This window comes from Paraburkholderia xenovorans LB400 (assembly GCF_000013645.1).
Taxonomy (GTDB): domain Bacteria; phylum Pseudomonadota; class Gammaproteobacteria; order Burkholderiales; family Burkholderiaceae; genus Paraburkholderia; species Paraburkholderia xenovorans.
In genome coordinates this window covers 2,785,143-2,804,111 of sequence record NC_007951.1, presented here as the reverse complement: position 1 = coordinate 2,804,111, position 18,969 = coordinate 2,785,143, and the positions used below count along the sequence as shown (strand labels likewise).

General features: G+C 63.1%; 17 protein-coding genes. 11 read left to right on the top strand and 6 right to left on the bottom strand.

Annotated elements, in window-relative coordinates; translation table 11 throughout:
- Positions 1-167 precede the first annotated feature (167 nt).
- From puuE to BXE_RS12380, 4 genes are all read left to right on the top strand, one after another.
- On the top strand, positions 168-1,118 hold the full coding sequence (gene puuE / locus BXE_RS12395) for an allantoinase PuuE (RefSeq protein WP_011488642.1): 951 nt from the start codon (positions 168-170) through the stop codon (positions 1,116-1,118).
- The gene (gene uraD, locus BXE_RS12390; protein WP_007181588.1) at positions 1,115-1,636 is read left to right on the top strand and encodes a 2-oxo-4-hydroxy-4-carboxy-5-ureidoimidazoline decarboxylase; all 522 of its coding nucleotides are present in this window, start codon (positions 1,115-1,117) and stop codon (positions 1,634-1,636) included. The genes puuE and uraD overlap by 4 nt, the downstream gene beginning before the upstream one ends.
- Before the next feature lie 72 nt (positions 1,637-1,708).
- Positions 1,709-2,722: an allantoicase gene (alc, locus tag BXE_RS12385; RefSeq protein ID WP_011488640.1), complete on the top strand. Its 1,014-nt coding sequence runs from the start codon at positions 1,709-1,711 to the stop codon at positions 2,720-2,722.
- Complete coding sequence (locus tag BXE_RS12380; RefSeq protein ID WP_011488639.1) at positions 2,719-3,231, top strand: ureidoglycolate lyase; 513 nt, start codon at positions 2,719-2,721, stop codon at positions 3,229-3,231. The genes alc and BXE_RS12380 overlap by 4 nt, the downstream gene beginning before the upstream one ends.
- A gap of 123 nt (positions 3,232-3,354) precedes the next feature.
- On the opposite strand, the gene BXE_RS12375 is transcribed toward BXE_RS12380, so the two are convergent.
- The 4 genes from BXE_RS12375 to uraH form a co-directional block, all read right to left on the bottom strand.
- On the bottom strand, positions 3,355-4,704 hold the full coding sequence (locus BXE_RS12375) for a type II toxin-antitoxin system HipA family toxin (RefSeq protein WP_011488638.1): 1,350 nt from the start codon (positions 4,702-4,704) through the stop codon (positions 3,355-3,357).
- Positions 4,701-4,967 (bottom strand): helix-turn-helix domain-containing protein, encoded by a 267-nt coding sequence (locus BXE_RS12370; RefSeq protein WP_011488637.1) that lies wholly within the window; start codon positions 4,965-4,967, stop codon positions 4,701-4,703. The genes BXE_RS12375 and BXE_RS12370 overlap by 4 nt, the downstream gene beginning before the upstream one ends.
- A 269-nt stretch (positions 4,968-5,236) precedes the next feature.
- Positions 5,237-6,430, bottom strand: coding sequence for a urate hydroxylase PuuD (locus BXE_RS12365; RefSeq protein WP_011488636.1), 1,194 nt, complete (start codon positions 6,428-6,430; stop codon positions 5,237-5,239).
- Between the two features lie 316 nt (positions 6,431-6,746).
- Positions 6,747-7,100, bottom strand: coding sequence for a hydroxyisourate hydrolase (gene uraH, locus BXE_RS12360; protein WP_011488634.1), 354 nt, complete (start codon positions 7,098-7,100; stop codon positions 6,747-6,749).
- 537 nt (positions 7,101-7,637) lie between these two features.
- Here uraH and BXE_RS12350 point away from each other — a divergent pair.
- Entirely contained in the window at positions 7,638-9,035 is a 1,398-nt protein-coding gene (locus tag BXE_RS12350) for an 8-oxoguanine deaminase (protein WP_011488632.1), read from the top strand.
- A 69-nt stretch (positions 9,036-9,104) separates the two neighbouring features.
- On the opposite strand, the gene BXE_RS12345 is transcribed toward BXE_RS12350, so the two are convergent.
- Positions 9,105-10,037, bottom strand: a complete 933-nt coding sequence (locus tag BXE_RS12345; protein ID WP_007181594.1) for a LysR substrate-binding domain-containing protein — start codon at positions 10,035-10,037, stop codon at positions 9,105-9,107.
- Between the two features lie 251 nt (positions 10,038-10,288).
- Here BXE_RS12345 and BXE_RS12340 point away from each other — a divergent pair, with 251 nt between their 5' ends.
- The 4 genes from BXE_RS12340 (at position 10,289) to BXE_RS12325 (ending at position 15,188) form a co-directional block, all read left to right on the top strand.
- Positions 10,289-11,890, top strand: coding sequence for an ABC transporter ATP-binding protein (locus BXE_RS12340; protein ID WP_011488631.1), 1,602 nt, complete (start codon positions 10,289-10,291; stop codon positions 11,888-11,890).
- A 75-nt stretch (positions 11,891-11,965) separates the two neighbouring features.
- Positions 11,966-13,072, top strand: coding sequence for an ABC transporter permease (locus tag BXE_RS12335; protein ID WP_011488630.1), 1,107 nt, complete (start codon positions 11,966-11,968; stop codon positions 13,070-13,072).
- A gap of 38 nt (positions 13,073-13,110) precedes the next feature.
- Positions 13,111-14,040, top strand: coding sequence for an ABC transporter permease (locus BXE_RS12330; RefSeq protein WP_007181597.1), 930 nt, complete (start codon positions 13,111-13,113; stop codon positions 14,038-14,040).
- Positions 14,041-14,093: 53 nt separating this feature from the next.
- Positions 14,094-15,188: a BMP family ABC transporter substrate-binding protein gene (locus BXE_RS12325; protein WP_011488629.1), complete on the top strand. Its 1,095-nt coding sequence runs from the start codon at positions 14,094-14,096 to the stop codon at positions 15,186-15,188.
- A 126-nt stretch (positions 15,189-15,314) separates the two neighbouring features.
- Here the strand turns inward: BXE_RS12325 and BXE_RS12320 are convergent, their stop codons facing one another.
- Positions 15,315-15,521, bottom strand: a complete 207-nt coding sequence (locus BXE_RS12320; protein ID WP_007181599.1) for a dodecin — start codon at positions 15,519-15,521, stop codon at positions 15,315-15,317.
- A gap of 264 nt (positions 15,522-15,785) precedes the next feature.
- Here BXE_RS12320 and BXE_RS12315 point away from each other — a divergent pair, with 264 nt between their 5' ends.
- Together BXE_RS12315 and BXE_RS12310 are read left to right on the top strand one after the other, a co-directional pair.
- Complete coding sequence (locus BXE_RS12315) at positions 15,786-17,378, top strand: ABC-F family ATPase (protein ID WP_011488628.1); 1,593 nt, start codon at positions 15,786-15,788, stop codon at positions 17,376-17,378.
- 160 nt (positions 17,379-17,538) lie between these two features.
- Entirely contained in the window at positions 17,539-18,963 is a 1,425-nt protein-coding gene (locus BXE_RS12310) for an aldehyde dehydrogenase family protein (protein ID WP_011488627.1), read from the top strand.
- The last annotated feature ends 6 nt before the right edge of the window (positions 18,964-18,969 follow it).

Here is an 18,969-nt window from a genome sequence, read left to right as displayed (position 1 = left end):
CGGGGTGCCTGAAAGGCTTTTTTCTGCCGCTTAACGTGCTGTTTCCGGTGTTTTACGACCCGCGCCGGCGCGAGATATACGCAGCATGCATCTCGCGCCAGCCCCACGTGCCTGCCGCGTGAGTTCCACGCGAATTTTACGTACCATCACCACGCATTCGTCAAACCATGCCACTCGACCCGAACTACCCACGCGATCTGACCGGCTACGGCCGCCACCCGGTGCAGGCCAACTGGCCGGGGCAAGCGCGTGTCGCGGTGCAATTCGTCCTGAACTACGAAGAAGGCGGTGAAAACTGCGTGTTGCACGGCGATCCCGGCTCGGAGCAGTTCCTGTCGGAAATCGTCGGCGCCGCGGCTTATCCGGCTCGCCACATGAGCATGGAGTCGATCTACGAATACGGCTCGCGCGCGGGTGTGTGGCGCATCCTGCGCGAATTCGAAAAGCGCGGCCTGCCGCTTACGGTGTTCGGCGTAGGTATGGCGATCGAACGGCATCCGGAACTGGCGCGCGCCTTCGTGGAACTCGGCCATGAGATCGCCTGCCACGGCTATCGCTGGATTCACTATCAGGACGTGTCGCCGGAGAAAGAAGCGGAGCACATGCGTCTGGGCATGGCCGCGATCGAACGCGTGACAGGCGAGCGTCCGCTCGGCTGGTACACCGGTCGCGACAGTCCCAATACGCGTCGTCTGGTCGCCGAATACGGCGGTTTCCTCTACGACTCGGACTACTACGGCGACGATCTGCCGTTCTGGATGGACGTGGGCGTTACCGGCGGCGCGACGGTGCCGCAACTGATCGTGCCGTACACGCTCGACACCAACGACATGCGCTTTGCCAGCCCGCAAGGCTTCAACACGGCGGACCACTTCTTCACGTATCTGCGCGATGCATTCGACGTGCTCTACGAAGAAGGCGACGAAGCGCCGAAGATGCTGTCCATCGGCATGCATTGCCGTCTGCTTGGCCGGCCTGGTCGTTTTCGCGCGCTGCAACGTTTTCTCGATCATATCGAACAGCACGATCGCGTGTGGGTGACGCGGCGCGTCGACATTGCGCTCCACTGGCGCGAACATCATCCTTACCAACGAGACAACCGCGGGGCAGCGGCATGAAGGCGATGCAATACACTCTGGACCAACTCAACAGTATCTCGACCGACGCGTTCGTGGCAGCGCTGTCGGGCATTTTCGAGCACTCGCCGTGGGTCGCGGAAATTGCCGCGCAGCAACGGCCGTTCGCCAGCATCGACGAGTTGCATCGCAAGATGTCGAACGTGGTCGAGACGGCCGGCGAAGACAGGCAACTGGCGTTGATCAACGCTCACCCGGAACTCGCGGGCAAGGCCGCCGTGCGCGGCGAACTGACGGCCGAATCCACGCGTGAGCAGAGCGGCGCCGGGCTCGCACAATGCACGCAGGAAGAATTCGACAAGCTGCTCGCGCTGAACGCCGCTTATCGCGAGAAGTTCGGCTTTCCGTTCATCCTCGCCGTGCGCGGCTATGACCGTCACGGCATCATTGCGAACTTCGAGGCACGCGTGAACAACAGCCGCGCCGAAGAACTGCGCGCGAGCCTCGATCAGATCTACCGCATCGCACGTTTCCGGCTCGACGACCTGATCGACGCGTGAGGTTCAACCACGCGTCGCGAACATCGAACCGAAACGTTTTCTCCGCACTGGCAAATATCAAGGAAGACAAAAATGGCACTCCCGATTCTCGACCCCAACGCACCGGAATTCACGCGCCGCTATGTGAACCTGGCGGACCCGCGTCTGGGCGCGCAGGCGCTCGAGGCCAGCGACGATTTCTTCGCACCGAAGGAGCGCATGCTGAATCCGGAGCCGGCCGTTTTCATTCCGGGCAAGTACGACGACAACGGCAAATGGATGGACGGCTGGGAAACGCGCCGCAAGCGCGTCACCGGCTATGACTGGTGCGTGGTGAAGCTGGCGCGTCCGGGTGTGATCAAGGGACTGGATCTCGACACCAGCCACTTCACGGGTAATTTCCCGCCGGCGGCGTCGGTGGAAGCCGCGCGCGTGGTGGACGGCGTGCCGAATCAGTCGACACAGTGGACCGAAATCGTTGCGTCGACCACGTTGCAGGGCAATAGCCACCACTATCATGAAGTCAGCGACGCGAACGCGTACACGCACCTGCGCGTGAATATCTACCCGGACGGCGGTATCGCGCGTCTGCGTGTGTATGGTCAGCCGCAAGTGGACTGGGCCGGCGCGAGCCGCACCGAGCAGTTCGACCTGGCCGCGATGGAAAACGGCGCGTATCTGGTCGCCGCGAACAACCAGCACTTCGGCGCCGCGTCGACGATTCTGATGCCGGGCCGCGGCGTGAACATGGGCGACGGCTGGGAGACGCGCCGCCGTCGCGAGCCGGGTAATGACTGGGCGATCGTCGCGCTGGCGCAGCCGGGCGTGATCAGGAAGATCGAAGTCGATACGGCGCATTTCAAGGGCAACTATCCGGACCGCTGCTCGATTCAGGCCGCGTACGTGACGGGCGGCACGGACAGTTCGCTGATCACGCAAGCCATGTTCTGGCCGGTGCTGCTCGGCGAACAGAAGCTGAAGATGGACAACCAGCATTATTTCGAAAGCGAAATCGCGGCACTGGGTCCGGTGACGCACGTACGCTTCAATATCATTCCGGACGGCGGCGTGTCGCGTCTGCGTCTGTGGGGCACGCTCGCATCATGAAAACGCTCGCGATCGAACCGTTGAAGAAAGAAGCGTTCGCCGCATTCGGCGACGTGATCGAACTCGAAGGCGCGAAGCAGATCTCGATCAACCTCGGCACGACGATCCGCTATCACGATCTCGCGAAAGTGGACGTCGCCGACGAGAACGGCCGTACGCTCGTGAACCTGTTTCGCGGACAGCCGCGCACGCTGCCGTTCGAGGTGAAGATGCTCGAGCGGCATCCGCTTGGCAGCCAGGCGTTCGTGCCGCTGAACGACAAGCCGTATCTGGTGGTCGTGGCGCCGGCGGGCGAGCTGGATGCGTCGAAGATTCGCGCGTTCGTGACGAGCGGCTGGCAGGGCGTGAACTATGCGAAGGGCGTGTGGCACCATCCGCTGATTGCGTTGGGTGAGGTGAGCGACTTTATCGTTGTCGATCGCGGCGGGGAGGGGCTCAATCTCAATGAGCAGGATCTGGCTGAGTCGTTGTGGCTCACGGAAGATGCGTTGAGCGCGGTGGCGGTTTGAGTTCTATCGCTTTGACGTAGCGCGCAGGCTGACTTGAAAAGAACCCACAGCATCACCGATGCTGTGGGTTCTTTGTTTTTGGCGGCGAGCCACCGCAAAGTAGCGCGACGCCGCCGTTCGCGTTTAGCTACGCCTGGCAAGAAGCGGCGAGTGCCCGATCACTTCGCGCGCGCGTTCCGCCGGTTCAGGCGCGAAAAAACCCGCAGCCTCGATCGCCGGTTTGAGCCCCTTGAATTGCAGACTCTTCCTCGGCGAGCGCAAGGACGCCATGCCGTCGTCCCAGGCGTGAAGCATGTGTTTCGCGACGGCGTGCCATTGCGGCTCATTGCGCGCGGCTTCGATCAATTCATGACCGACGGCGACGGCCGAATCGCATAACGCCTCAACCATCTGTGCGTATTGACGCGACGCAATGCCCATGCGCGTATTGAAAAAGCGCTCCAGCGTTTTGCCGGCCGCCCAGGTCTTGCGGCCGTCGATCGGCAAGCCCGGCGGATTGGCCGCGAAACGCGAGTACGCCTGCGTTGTGACGATGTCGTAGACGGGCGTAAATGCGACATCGTCGACCGACGTATAGAACAACGCCACATTCTTCGTATGACAATCCGCGTTGCGTACGACGTAATTTGTCAGTAAATGCCAGCCAAGATGTTCGAGTTGTGAGCGCATGGTGTCGCGATCGAGCAGATAGGCTCGCGCGGCTTTGAGCATTTTCTCGCTGGTCGAGTTGTATTTTTCATGGGGTGGCAAACCCAGCAGGCCGCACATATCCTCGACGCCGTAGGCCGGCAATCCCTGCGCGTCGACGTCGAAGCGTTCGACGATCAGGGCCCGGCCATCGTCCGACATCTGCGTGCGCGCGACCGGCGCAACGCCGAGCCGCTCCAGCACGCGCATGGAATAAAACTCGTTGAAGCCGAGAAACGGCGTGTTGTCGTCCGAGCCTTTGACGATGTGGCGGCTCGTCCGGATGGTCGGTTTGCCGAGCGGCATGGGCGAGAACGTGCTGGACATACCGCCCTGAGGCGCAATGAATTTCGGCACGGCGCCCGAGATGGCCGCGCGCGCGTACTCGCGCACGAGCTGCGCGAAATGTTCGGCCGTGTTGTCGCCGTGCAGAATGTCCTGCACATCGAGCGCCTGCAACTCCGTGCCCGGCGCGACGCCTTCGGGTGTCACGGTGACGCGGCCGATCCCCATTGCGCCGACCACGGCCAGCAGCGACAGGTCGGTGCCGTCGAGCAACGGACCAAATTGCTCGCGGATCAGATTCAGCAGATAACCCTCCGGCAGGTTCTGCCGGAAAAACGGATGCAGATCGCGCGGCCAGCGCCAGGCCTCTTCGCGCACCGGCATGGTCAGGCTGACGAAGTCCGCCGCGCTCGCTTCGCGGTTGTATTTGAGGACGTAGTCGTCGCGCTCGCGAAATAGCGTGGCGACGTTCTTGCCCAGCACCTGAACGTCGAGCCTCATGAGTTCGCGTCTGGATTGCGTTGTTCAGCGAGGATGTCCTCGAGCGTGCGCCCGTGTCCATGCGCGACGAACTTGAGGTCGTAGCCTGCCGCTTCGAGCAGGCGCACGAGCACGGACACGCTCATATCGTTTTTGGCGAGCGTTTCCATACGCGCCACGGTGGTGCGCGCGACGCCTGCCCGGTGCGCCAGTTCCTCCTGCGACAGATTGCTTTCGCGGCGCACGGCCTTCAGCATGTCCGATACATCGGCGAGGTTAGTCATTTGTAGCCCTACGGCGTCAATTTCAACGGATTTTCACATTATTGTAGCCCATGAGGCACAATAATGCCATTTATATTTGTGTCTCATGGGCTACATATTGCGCGAATTTAAGTGTTTTTGTAGCCCAAAGGCTGCGATCGACTGGATTCGCGTCCAAGATACCGGCGGTGAGGCGGCCAAAGAAAAGGGGCTTTCCGCTCGCGCGAAAAGCCCGCTTCACATTGCTCATCTTTTGGCACGCCACGCCGGGCCGCACGCCCAGCCGCTCATCACTTCACCGCACCGCCTTCAAACCACGCGGCGATCTTCATCCGCTCGTCGTCGGTCATATGCGTCACGTTGCCGAGCGGCATGGCCTTCAGCGTCACCGCTTGCTGATAGATCCGCTGTGCATTCTGCGAGATCTCATCCGGCGTATCCAGTAGCACGCCGGCCGGCGCGCTGCCCATCATCGTCGGATGCGCGGAGTGGCACGCCACGCAGCGCTGCTGCAGCACCGGCGCGATATCGGCCACCTTGAGCACCGGCGAGTTCGCGGCCTGGGCTTGCGGAACCACCGGCTTCGGCATGGTCCAGAAGAGCGCGACGAACATCAGCGCGATGCCGACCAGCGGCAGATACCACAGCACCTGGCCACGATGACGCATCACGAAGAACTGACGGATCAGCGCGCCGGCCAGCATGATGACCAGCAGCACGGCCCAGTTGTACGGATGCGTGTAGGTCATCGCGTAGTGGTTCGACAGCATCGCGAACACCACCGGCAACGTGAAATACGTGTTGTGCACTGAACGCTGCTTGCCACGCTTGCCGTAGATCGGGTTCGGCGTGTCGCCCTTGAGCATGGCGTCGACCATCTTGCGCTGGCCCGGAATGATCACGAAGAACACGTTGGCCGACATGATCGTCGCCAGCATCGCGCCCATGATCAGATAAGCCGCGCGGCCCGCGAAGATATGGCACGCGAGCCATGCCGCGATCAGCACGTACACGCCCACGCAGATGCCGAGTACCTTGTCCTTGTTGCCGAGAATGCGGCACAGCGAGTCGTACACGATCCAGCCGGCGGCGAGGAAGCCTAGTGCCGAGGCGACCGCGACCACCGGGCCCATATCCAGTACGTTCCTGTCAATCAGGTAGGTGCTGGGCGAAAACAGATACAGCACGGTAAAAAGACCGAAGCCCGACAGCCACGTGGTGTACGAAGGCCACTTCGACCAGTGCAGATCGTCCGGCATTTCCGGCGGCGCGACGGTGTACTTCTGCATGTTGTAGAAGCCGCCGCCGTGCACGTGCCACAGTTCGCCGAACACGCCGCGCTTGCGCTGGTTCGGGTCCGCGGGCGGTTTCAGGCTGTTGTCGAGCGCGACGAAATAGAACGATTCGCCGATCCATGCAATCGCGGCGATGACGTGAAACCAGCGAATCGCCAGATTCAACCAGTCTGTGATAAAGCCTTCCATGAAACTCCTCCACTTCTGATTCGTTGTACACGCAACGACGTTCTGCGCCTTCTGGACCCCGGCTGGCGGGTGGTTGGCAGGGCGGCACGTCAGAGCGCGGACTGCGGGGCGAAAGACGCGGTGCGCTCAGTTCGCACGGCGCCGTTTCTTATTGGCTTGGTCGGACCGGATCGGGTTCGCTGGAACCGCGTACGCTCGATTGCGTTTCGCGGGTGCTCGCATGTCTCTCGGCGAGCATCTGCGCAATGCAATCGAGCGATCGTCAGGCGGCGCGACCTCGAACTCGTTTTCCCGACAGCTCGCGGCAGATGTCTCCCTAGCTGCCGCGATACGTGCTGTACGACCACGGCGACACCAATAGCGGCACGTGATAGTGCGCACCGGCATCGGCCACGCCGAAGCGCAACACGACGCGATCGACGAAACGCGGTTCCGGCACCTTCGTGCCGATCGAGGCGAAGTAGTCGCCGGCGCCGAACACGAGTTCGTATTCGCCCGGAACGAGCGCGTCGCCTTCGAGCAGCGGCTGGTCGCAACGGCCGTCGTCATTGGTCAGGGTGGTTTTGAGCGCGCGGCGCGTGTCGCCGGAGAGCGCGAAGAGTTCGATCTTGATGCCCGCGCCGGGACGGCCGTTCGCGGTGTCGAGCACATGGGTAGTGAGCTTTCCCATTCGCAATTTTCCTTATGTGAATGCGAGGTTTCGGCGGCAGCCCGATCCAGATACGTTTGCGGCGGATCGAGGCTCCACGTCAGTGGCTACATACCCGTCGGCGAATTGAAACGAGCGCCGTGGCAGCCATTGTAAAAAGGTTGTTCCGCTCAGCGCGCGCGAGATAGGAAAGATAATACCTGGCGCATGACAGACAGCCTGCTGAAAGCCGCAATGCGTCGAATCCTTCGACCATGACAGCGCATTCGTCTTACCGGCGGATCGTACCGGCGCCAAAAAAGGCCCACTATATCGGCGGCGTGAAGTTGGGTATCGCATTGGCGTGAGTTGCCAGCATTATTTTGGCCGTCGAAGGTTACGTCTGTGCGTTGCAGCAAACAGGACTCGGCGACGATCCGGCCGCAACCCACCCCGAAGACGGCGCAAACACGCTGGGTAACCGGGCCAACGGCGTTCTACGTGACGCGGCGGCACGGTGGCGTGCCGTCACATCGCGTTCGAACGGCTTTGCACGGAAGCAATGAAGCGGAGAAACGAATGACGATGGAACAAACGGCCAATCGAACGAACAAGCCGAAGCAAACGATGCTGGTCAAGCATGCGGACGTGCTGGTCACGATGGACGGCGCCCGGCGCGAACTGCGCGACGGCGGCCTGTATATCGAGGACAACCGCATCGTCGCGGTCGGACCGACGGCGCAATTGCCGCAAACGGCCGATGACGTGCTGGACCTGCGTGGCCACCTGGTGATTCCGGGTCTCGTGAACACGCACCATCACATGTATCAGAGCCTGACGCGCGCGATTCCCGCCGCGCAGAACGCCGAGTTGTTCGGCTGGCTGACGAGCCTCTACAAGGTGTGGGCGAACCTCACGCCGGAGATGATCGAAATCTCGACGCTGACGGCAATGGCCGAACTGTTGCTGTCCGGCTGCACGACTTCGAGCGACCATTTGTATATCTATCCGAACGGCAGCCGGCTCGACGACAGCATCGCCGCGGCGCGCCGGATCGGCATGCGTTTTCACGCGGCGCGCGGCAGCATGAGCGTGGGGCAGAAAGACGGCGGCCTGCCGCCGGATTCGGTGGTCGAAAGTGAAGCGGACATTCTGAAAGACACGCAGCGCCTGATCGAGACATACCACGACGAAGGCCGTTACGCGATGCTACGCGTGGTGGTCGCGCCATGCTCGCCGTTCTCGGTGAGCCGCGATCTGATGCGCGAATCGGCGGTCATGGCGCGGCAGTACGGTGTGTCGATGCATACGCACCTGGCGGAGAACGTCAACGACGTCGCATATAGCCGCGAGAAGTTCGGCATGACGCCGGCGCAGTATGCGCAAGACCTCGGCTGGGTCGGTCACGACGTGTGGCACGCGCACTGTGTGCAACTCGACGACGCGGGCATCGAACTGTTCGCGCGCACCGGCACCGGCGTCGCGCATTGTCCGTGTTCGAACATGCGGCTCGCGTCGGGTATCGCGCCGGTCAGGCGCATGCGTCTGGCCGGTGTGCCGGTGGGTCTCGGCGTCGACGGTTCGGCGTCGAACGACGGCGCGCAGATGGTCGCCGAAGTGCGCCAGGCTTTATTGCTGCAGCGAGTCGGCTTTGGTCCGGACGCGATGACCGCGCGCGAAGCATTGGAAATCGCCACGCTCGGCGGCGCGAAGGTGCTCAATCGCGACGATATCGGCGCGCTGGCGCCGGGCATGGCGGCGGACTTCGTGTCGTTCGATTTGCGTCAGCCGCTGTTCGCGGGCGCTTTGCATGATCCGGTTGCGGCGCTCGTGTTCTGCGCGCCGTCACAGGTGAGCCACAGCGTGATCGGCGGCAAGGTGGTCGTGAAGGACGGGCAGTTGACGACGCTGGAGCTCGGACCGGTCATCGAGCAACACAACCGGTTGGCGAAGACGCTTTACGAAGCAGCGGCGTAACGCGAGAGAGCAGGGTTATCGGTGATGAAACGCATCGCGCCGCCGATAACCCACATGAATGCGAAAACATTAAGGCTTGTCGATCAACGTCCTGGTGGCTTCGGCGACCAGACTGCGCAGCCAGCGCACTTCGTCGGAGTAATGCACGCGCTCGTGCCACAACTGGTAGTACTGCATCGGCGGGAAATCGAGCGGCGCGGGCACGACCGTGAGCGGCAGGAATTTGGCGTAGTAATCGGCAAAGAGGCGCGTGGTCGTGAAGATCAGATCGGACTTGATCAGCACGTACGGCGCCAGATTGAAGTACGGCAACGTAACCACGACATGACGCTTTAACCGCTCGCGCGCGAGGTGCACGTCGATCGCGCCGCGCTGGCCCACCGAGTAAGGAGTCGGCGCAAGATGCGGCGCATTCAGGTACTGGTCGAGCGTGAGCCCGCCGCGTTTGGCGAACGGATGCGCGTTGCTCATCAGGCAGACGATCTGATCGACGAACAGGTTCGACAGGTGCAACTGCTCGGGCGGCTCCGGCCAGTTGCCGACCACGATGTCGAGCTTGCCGTCTTCGAGCGCGAGTTCGTAGTCGAAGGCCGGTCCGAGCGAGTGAAACTCGAGCGTCGCATTCGGCGCGGCCTGGCGAAAGCGCTCGACCACCGTCGGCACGAACAGCACGTTCAGGTAGTCCGGGCAGCCGATCCGGTAGCAACGGATGGAGGTGGCCGGATCGAAGTTGTGCTGCTGGAACTTGATGCGTTCGATCTCGCGCAGCGCGTTCTGCACCGGTTCGAGCAGGCGCAGGCCGTATTCCGTCGGCACCATGCCGGATTTGCCGCGCACCAGCAACGGGTCGCCGGTGATGTCGCGCAAACGGCGCAGCGCCGCGCTGATGGCGGGTTGCGATTGATTCAGTTTGACGGCCGCGCGCGTGACGCTGCGCTCCATCAACAGGGTGTGCAAGACGCGTAACAGGTAGGTATCGATCGCCTCGCGTTGCTGACTCATGACTTCTCCGAAATATATGTTCTGGCTGATCGAGCGGGCGTGGGGGTATATGACTTTTAATATGAACGAAAAGCCGCGTCAAGGGTGGGATACCCGCAAAGCGCGCTGCGACGCGGGTTTGCGGGGAATTTTGATGGCTCGACTGACTGGATCGAATTAGGTATTGTCATCCGGTTGTGGTGACGGATCGCTTGCCGGCAAGGGGAGCGAACGCGCTGTAACCGGCAGTCACTGACGCACTACGGAATCACATGAGCGACTCTTCTTATAGCAACGGCGCCGCCGCGCAGCCGGCGAACAGGCCGGCACAGACGGCGCCCCGGCTGGTGCTTCAGGGCATCACCAAACAATATCCGGCCGTGCGAGCCAACGACGACGTCACGTTGATCGTCGCGCCCGGCGAAATCCATGCCGTGCTCGGCGAAAATGGCGCCGGCAAAAGCACGCTGATGAAAATCATCTACGGCGCGGTGCGGCCCGACGCCGGCGAGATCCAGTGGGAAGGCCAGGCGGTCGAGATCGCGAGCCCCGCGGCGGCGCGCAAGCTGGGCATCGGCATGGTGTTTCAGCACTTTTCGCTGTTCGAGACGCTCACGGTCGGCGAAAACATCGCGCTCGCCCTCGACGAACCGTTCGATCTGAAAACGCTCGCGAGGCGCATTCGCGAAGTCTCGGCCGACTACGGCCTCGACATCGATCCGCAGCGCCACGTGCATAGCCTGACGGTGGGCGAGCGGCAGCGCGTCGAGATCGTGCGCTGCCTGCTGCAGAACCCGCGTCTGCTGATCATGGACGAACCGACTTCGGTGCTGACGCCGCAAGCGGTCCGCAAGCTCTTCGAGACGCTGCGGCGGCTGGCTGCCGAAGGCTGCAGCATTCTCTACATCAGCCACAAGCTCGACGAAATCCAGGAACTGTGCGACACCGCGACGGTGATGCGCGGCGGCCGCGTGACCGGTCACGTGAAGCCCAAAGGCGAAACCCACGCGTCGCTCGCGCAACTGATGGTCGGCCATTCGCTGCCGGACTACACGCGGCGCGAGCACAACCCGGGCGCGGTGCTGCTCGACGTGAAGCAACTCTCGGTGGAAAGCGACGACCCGTTCGGCACCTCGCTGCGTGACGTGTCGTTCAGCGTGCATGCCGGCGAGATCTTCGGCATCGCGGGCGTGTCGGGCAACGGGCAGGCCGAACTGCTGTCGGCCCTGTCGGGCGAAAAACGCGGCGTGCGCGCCGACGCGGTCACGATTTGCGGCAAGGCGGCGGGGCGGCTCGGCGCGGGCGGGCGGCGCGCGCTCGGCTTCGGCTTCGTGCCGGAGGAGCGCCTCGGCCGCGGCGCGGTGCCGGCCATGACGCTGTCGGAAAACGCGCTGCTGACCGCGCATCGTCAGCAGATGGTGAAGACGGGCTGGATCAGGTCGGGCGCGATGCGCGCGTTTTCGAAGCGCTGCATCGACGCTTTCGACGTGCGCTGCGGCGGCTCCGAAGCGCTCGCGCAAAGTCTGTCGGGCGGCAATCTGCAGAAATACATCATGGGCCGCGAGATTCTGCAGGCGCCCAAGGTGCTGGTGGTCGCGCAACCTACATGGGGCGTCGACGTGGGCGCGGCGGCGTTCATCCGTCAGCAGCTACTCGACTTGTCGGCGCGCGGCGTGGCGATTCTGGTGATCTCGGAGGAACTGGAGGAGTTGTTCGACATCTGCGATCGCATCGCAGTGCTCGCCGGCGGCCGGCTCTCGCCGGTGCGCGCCACGGGGGCGACCAACGCCGAGGAAATCGGCCGCTGGATGGCGGGCCTGTTCGGCGACCGCGAGGGCGCGGCGCCTTCGGCGGAACAGCCGGCGCATGCCTGAGCCGGCGTCTGTCTCGCGAATACGCGTGACGTCGCCCTGCATCAGAACGAGAACCCTATAAATCACACGCTACCCATGACTCTCCCGTATCGACTCGAAGCACGCACGACGCCCTCGCGCACCATGCAGCTCGCCGTGCCGCTGATCGCCGCGTTGCTCACGCTCGCGATCGGCTTTCTGATCTTCGGCCTCGTCGGCCGCGATCCGCTGCAGGCCATGCACGCGTTTTTCATCGAGCCGCTGTCCAGCGTGAACGGCTGGTCCGAGCTGTTGCTCAAGGCGTCGCCGTTGTGCCTGATCGGCCTCGGTCTCGCCATCGGCTATCGCGCCAACGTGTGGAACATCGGCGCCGAAGGGCAGATGCTGCTCGGCGGTATTGCCGCGAGCGGTGTCGCGATCTATTTCGACCAGGCCAGCGGCTGGTGGATCCTGCCGACCATGATGATCGCCGGCGTGCTCGGCGGCATGGTGTGGGCGGCGATTCCGGCGCTGCTCAAGAGCCGCTTCAACACCAACGAGATTCTCGTCAGCCTGATGCTCACGTATGTGGCCACGCAACTGCTGATCTACCTGGTGAGCGGCCCGTGGCGCGACCCGCAGGGCATGAACTTCCCGCTGTCGGAGATGTTCAGCGGCGACGCGCTCTATCCGACCTTCGCCGGCGACTGGCACATCAAATGGCTGCGCGGCACACGTCTGAACGCCTCGGTATTCGTCACGCTGATTGCGATTCCGCTCGTATGGGTCTTCATGCGCAAGAGCTTCGCGGGCTACCGCATGAACGTCGGCGGACTCGCGCCACTCGCCGCGCGCTACGCCGGTTTCTCCGACAAGAAAACCATCTGGACCTCGCTGCTGATCAGCGGCGGCCTCGCGGGCCTCGCCGGTATGGGCGAGATCGCCGGTCCGATCGGGCAGTTGCAGGCGACGTGGTCGCCGGGTTACGGCTTCACCGCGATCATCGTCGTGTTCGTGGGGCGGCTGCATCCGGTCGGGATCGTGCTGGCGAGTTTGCTGATGGCGTTGCTGTATCTCGGCGGCGAAGCGGTGCAGACTTCGATGCAGTTGCCGCAGGCGCTGTCCGGCGTGTTCCAGGGGCTGTTGCTGTTCTGCCTGCTGGGTGCCGATCTGTTCGTGAACTACCGTGTGCGCCGCCGGACGCTGGCCGCCCAGGTTCATTGATCCGCTCACTCACATTCACTGATTTCCGCCGGATTCTCATGGACATTCAACAAGCCAGCGCGCTCACCTCGAGCGCCGTCACCGCCGCGATTCCGCTGATGTTCGCGGGCGCGGGCGAACTCGTCACCGAAAAGTCGGGCGTCCTCAACCTCGGTGTCGAAGGCATGATGCTGATGGGCGCGGTGAGCGGCTACGCGGTCACCGCGATCACCGGCAACCCGTGGCTCGGCGTGCTTGCCGCGATCGGCGCCGGTCTCGCGATGTCGCTGCTGTTCGCCTTTCTCACGCTCACCATGCTCGCCAACCAGGTCGCTACCGGCCTGTCGCTGACGATCTTCGGCATCGGCCTCTCGGCGTATGTCGGCAAGCCCTACACGTCGGCCGCGGTGCGCGCGACCATCGACACGTGGACCATTCCCGGCCTCTCGAAGATTCCCGTGCTCGGGCCCGCACTGTTCAGCCTCACGCCGCTCGATTACCTCGCGTTCCTGATGTTCGCGGTGATCGGCTGGTTCCTGTATCGCACACGCGCGGGTCTGGTGCTGCGCTCGGTCGGCGAATCGCCGCAGGTGGCGCACTCGGTCGGCTTTCCGGTGGTGGGCGTGCGCTACGGCGCGGTGGCCTTCGGCGGCGGCATGGCCGGGCTCGCGGGCGGCTACTACTCGATCGTCAATCTGCATTTGTGGCAGGAGCAGCTCACCTCGGGGCGCGGCTGGATCGCGCTCGCGCTGGTCGTGTTCGCGACGTGGCGCCCGGGGCGCCTGCTGATCGGCGCGCTGCTGTTCGGCGCCGTGACCGGCCTGCAGTTCTATGCGCAGGCGATCGGCGTGCCGGTGCCGACGCAATTCCTCGCCATGCTGCCGTACGTCGCGACGGTCGTCGTGCTGGTGCTGATTTCGCGCAACCCGAACACGATCCGGCTGAATGCGCCCGCCTCGCTGGGCAAACCGTTTTTCTCGGCGGGCTGACCGACCATCGACTCCGCTTTTCACATCATTCGATAAACACAACAGGAGAAAACATGAAGAGAAGAAATCTGCTGACCGCTTTCGCATGGGGCGCGGCCTCGCTGGCGCTCGCCGCGCCGCTCGCGCAAAGCGCGCAGGCCGCCGATGCGCCGGGCGTCGCGTTCGTTTATCTCGGCAATCCGGGCGATGCCGGCTGGACCTTCGCGCACGATCAGGGCTCGAAGGAAGCGGAAGCGAAGTTCGGCAGCAAGATCAGGATCACGCGGATCGAAAACGTGCCGGAATCGGCCGACTCCGAGCGCGTGTTCCGCGATCTGGCGAACAAGGGCAACAAGATCATCATCGGTTCGAGCTTCGGCTATCAGGACTTCGAACTGAAGGTCGCGAAAGATTTCCCGGACACCGTTTTCCTCCACGCAACCGGCTACAAGAAGGCGCCGAACTTCGGCACCTATGACGTGCGTATGTACCAGGGCGCGTACCTCGCCGGCGTTGCCGCGGGCTACGTGACGAAGACCAATACGCTCGGCTTCGTGGCGTCGGTGCCGATTCCGGAGGTGATCCGCAACATCAACGCGTACACGCTCGGCGCGCGTTCGGTGAATCCGAAGGTGCACACCAAGGTCATCTGGATCAACAGCTGGTTCGATCCGGGCAAGGAAAAGCAGGCGGCCGAAACGCTGATCGGGCAGGGCGCGGACGTGCTGCTGCAGAACACCGATTCGAGCGCCACGCTCGCCACGGCATCGGAAAAGCACGTGCACGCGTTCGGCTGGGATTCGGATATGAAGAAGTTCGGTCCTGACGCGCACCTCGGCTCGGTGGTCGCGCACTGGGGCGTGTATTACAACGCGGCGATCCAGCAGGTGCTGGACGGCAAGTGGAAGAACGATCCGGTGTGGTGGGGCATTCCGCAGAAGGCGGTCAACCTCGAAGATCTGAACACGTCCGCGATTCCGGCTGACGCGCAGAAGCAGGTTTCGGCGAGGCGCGACGAACTGGCGGGCGGCAAGTGGGACGTGTTCACCGGCCCGATCAAGGATCAGTCCGGCGCGGTGAAGGTGCCGGCCGGCAAGACGCTGACCGATCCGGAACTGCAACGCCTGAACTGGTACGTGGAAGGCGTGGACGGATCGCTGCCGAAGTAAGGGCGTCAAGGTCAGGATCGACGAGGCGGCATTTCCGGCGACCGCTGCTTCAAAAAGCTGCGTCCAGTGCGGACGCAGCTTTTTTCAACTCCGGATTTTTCCGCGGACGATCGCGCCCGCGCGCCATCAGTCGATGCGCAACCCGACCTTGATGGTCACCTGCCAGAAAGCCACCTTGTCGTTTTCGATCTGGCCCCGAGTCTCCGTCACTTCGAACCAGTGTAGATTGCGCAGCGTTTTCGACGCTTTTGCAATGGCCGTGCTAATGGCGTCGTCGATCGATTTGGTCGACGAACCGGTCAGTTCGATCTGTTTGTAGACGTGTTCTGACATGAACTTCCTCCTTTGATCTTCGTTGGTGTTCAAAAAGTATAGGCAACGCGAGCGCCGCGGACGGCTCCCGCATGAGCGAGTCATACCGCACGGGCCGTGCCCGGTATGCCGTGCGCGGTCCGCCGCCGCGGATTTGCGTGCCGACGTTTTGCAGACGCCGCGCGGCGTCCGGCGCGCGTAGCGCGACGCACGTGTGGGTTGAATTCGCGATAACCTGCTAAAATATTGGGTTTTTCGCCGATATCACATTCAAAGGGACGCGCCGTGCTGTCTACCGCCAATATCACCATGCAATTCGGGCCGAAGCCCCTCTTCGAGAATATCTCGGTCAAATTCGGGGGCGGCAACCGCTATGGCCTGATCGGCGCGAACGGCTGTGGTAAATCCACCTTCATGAAGATTCTGGGCGGCGACCTGGAGCCGAGTTCGGGCAACGTCATGCTCGAACCGAACATCCGCCTCGGTAAATTGCGCCAGGATCAGTTCGCGTACGAAGACGTGCGCGTGCTCGACGTCGTGATGATGGGCCACGCCGAAATGTGGGCCGCCATGACCGAGCGCGACGCGATCTACGCGAACCCCGACGCGACGGACGACGACTACATGCATGCCGCCGAACTCGAAGCGAAGTTCGCCGAGTACGACGGCTACACGGCCGAAGCGCGCGCGGGCGAGCTGCTGCTCGGCATCGGCATCGCGATCGAGAACCACAACGGCCCGATGAGCAACGTGGCGCCGGGCTGGAAGCTGCGCGTGCTGCTCGCACAGGCGCTGTTCTCGAAGCCGGACGTGCTGCTGCTCGACGAGCCGACCAACAACCTGGACATCAACTCGATCCGTTGGCTGGAAGACGTGCTCAACCAGTACAACTCGACGATGATCATCATCTCGCACGATCGCCACTTCCTGAACCAGGTCTGCACGCACATGGCCGACATGGACTTCGGCACGCTGAAGGTCTATCCGGGCAACTACGACGACTACATGCTGGCGAGCACGCAGGCGCGCGAGCGTCAGCAGAACGCCAACGCGAAGGCGAAGGAACGCGTCGCCGACTTGCAGGACTTCGTGCGCCGCTTCTCGGCGAACAAGTCGAAGGCGCGTCAGGCCACCAGCCGTCTGAAGATGATCGACAAGATCAAGATCGAGGAATTCAAGCCGTCGTCGCGGCAGAACCCGTTCATCCGCTTCGAGTACGAAAAGAAGCTGCACAACATCGCGGTGGTGGCCGAGAAGATCTCGAAGAAATACGAGCGCACCATCTTCAACGACTTCAGCATCAGCGTGCAGCCGGGCGAGCGTATTGCGATCATCGGCGAGAACGGCGCGGGCAAGACCACGCTGTTGCGCTCGCTGCTCGGCAAGCTGGAGCTCGATCACGGCACGGTGAAGTGGGCCGAGAACGCGAACATCGGTTACATGCCGCAGGACACGTACGAAGAGTTTCCGGACGACGTCACGCTGATGGAGTGGATCGACGTCTATCGCAAGGAAGGCGACGACGAGCAGATGGTGCGCGGCACGCTCGGCCGGCTGCTGTTCAATGCCGACGACATCCGCAAGTCGGTCAAGGTGCTCTCCGGTGGCGAGAAGGGCCGCATGATCTGGGGCAAGCTGATGCTGGGCCGCCATAACGTGCTGCTGATGGACGAGCCGACCAACCACATGGACATGGAATCGATCGAGTCGCTGCAGATCGCGCTCGACAAGTTCGAAGGCACGCTGATTTTCGTCTCGCACGACCGTGAGTTCGTGAGCGGCCTCGCGAACCGGATCATCGAAGTGAAGACGGACGGCACGTTGAACGACTTCGGCGGCAATTACGAAGACTTCCTGCTGAGCCAGGGCGTGCAGTAAGCGCGCCTGAACCGCTCGCCGCAGCACGCCGCACCGCAAAGCCCGCTTCTTCTTCGAAGAAGCGGGCTTTTTTCATGGTGCGCGCTTCGCGTATCGGCCGGTCCGCTCCGCTGGTTAGAATAGAAGACCATTCCGGAGACACAGACAGGGACCGACCATCATGAAGACGTACGAGCAACTCTATATCGATGGCAAATGGATCGCGCCGTGCGGCACCGGCACGATCGACGTGATCGACTCGGGCACGGAAGAGATCATGGGCCGCATTCCCGAGGGAGTCGAGGCCGATGCCGAAAGTGCGATCGCCGCCGCCCGCGTGGCCTTCGACGCCTGGGCCGCGACGCCCGCCGCCGAACGCGGCGAGTATCTGCGCAAGGTCGCGGCGAACCTGAAAGCGCGCACGGACGAACTGGCCGGTTTGATCGCCGGCGAAGTCGGCATGCCGCTAAAACTCGCGCGTGCCATCCAGGTGGGCAGCCCGGTCTATAACTGGGGCGCGTATGCGAAGCTCGCGAGCGAGTTCCAGTATGAGGAACGCGTCGGCAATTCGCTGGTGGTGCGTGAGCCGGTCGGCGTGGTGGCGGCGATCACGCCGTGGAACTATCCGCTCAATCAGGTCACGCTGAAGGTCGCGGCGGCACTCGCCGCGGGTTGCACGGTGGTGCTGAAGCCCTCGGAGATCGCGCCGCTGACCGCGTTCGTGCTTGCCGAGGCGATCCACGAGGCCGGGCTGCCGGCCGGCGTGTTCAACCTCGTGAGCGGTTATGGGCCGGTGGTCGGCGAAGTGCTGGCGAGCCATCCGTCGGTGGATATGGTGTCGTTCACCGGCTCGACTCGCGCCGGCAAACGGGTGTCCGAGCTGGCTTCGGCGACGGTCAAGCGCGTCGCGCTCGAACTCGGCGGCAAGTCGGCCTCGGTCATTCTCGACGATGCGGATTTCGCCGCGGCCGTGAAAGGCACGGTCAGCGCATGCTTTCTGAATTCCGGACAGACGTGCTCCGCGCATACGCGCATGCTGGTGCCCGAGGCGCGCTACGACGAAGCGCGCGTGCTGGCGAAGCAGGCCGCCGAGACTTACGTGGCCGGCGATCCGCGCAACGAGACGAGCCGTCTCGGCCCGCTGGCTTCGGCCGCGCAGCAGGCGCGCGTGCAGCAATACATCGCGAAGGGGATCGAGGAGGGCGCCGAACTGGTGACAGGCGGGGTGGGTCTGCCCGATGGGTTGTCGAAGGGCTTCTTCGTCAAGCCCACTGTGTTCGGCCGCGTGCATCCCAAGGCGACGATCGCTCAGGAGGAAATCTTCGGCCCGGTCCTGTCGATTCTGACCTACAAGGACGAAGAGGAAGCCGTTCGGATCGCCAACGATTCACCGTATGGCCTGGGCGGCGCGGTATGGGCCGGCAGCGACGAGCGTGCCGTCGGCATTGCGCGGCGGATTCGAACCGGTCAGGTCGATATCAACGGCGGCACGTGGAATATGGCCGCGCCGTTCGGCGGTTTCAAGCAGTCGGGATTCGGGCGCGAAAACGGCGTCTACGGGCTCGAAGAGTATTTCGAACTGAAATCCATGCAATTCAGGGTGTGATCCGGT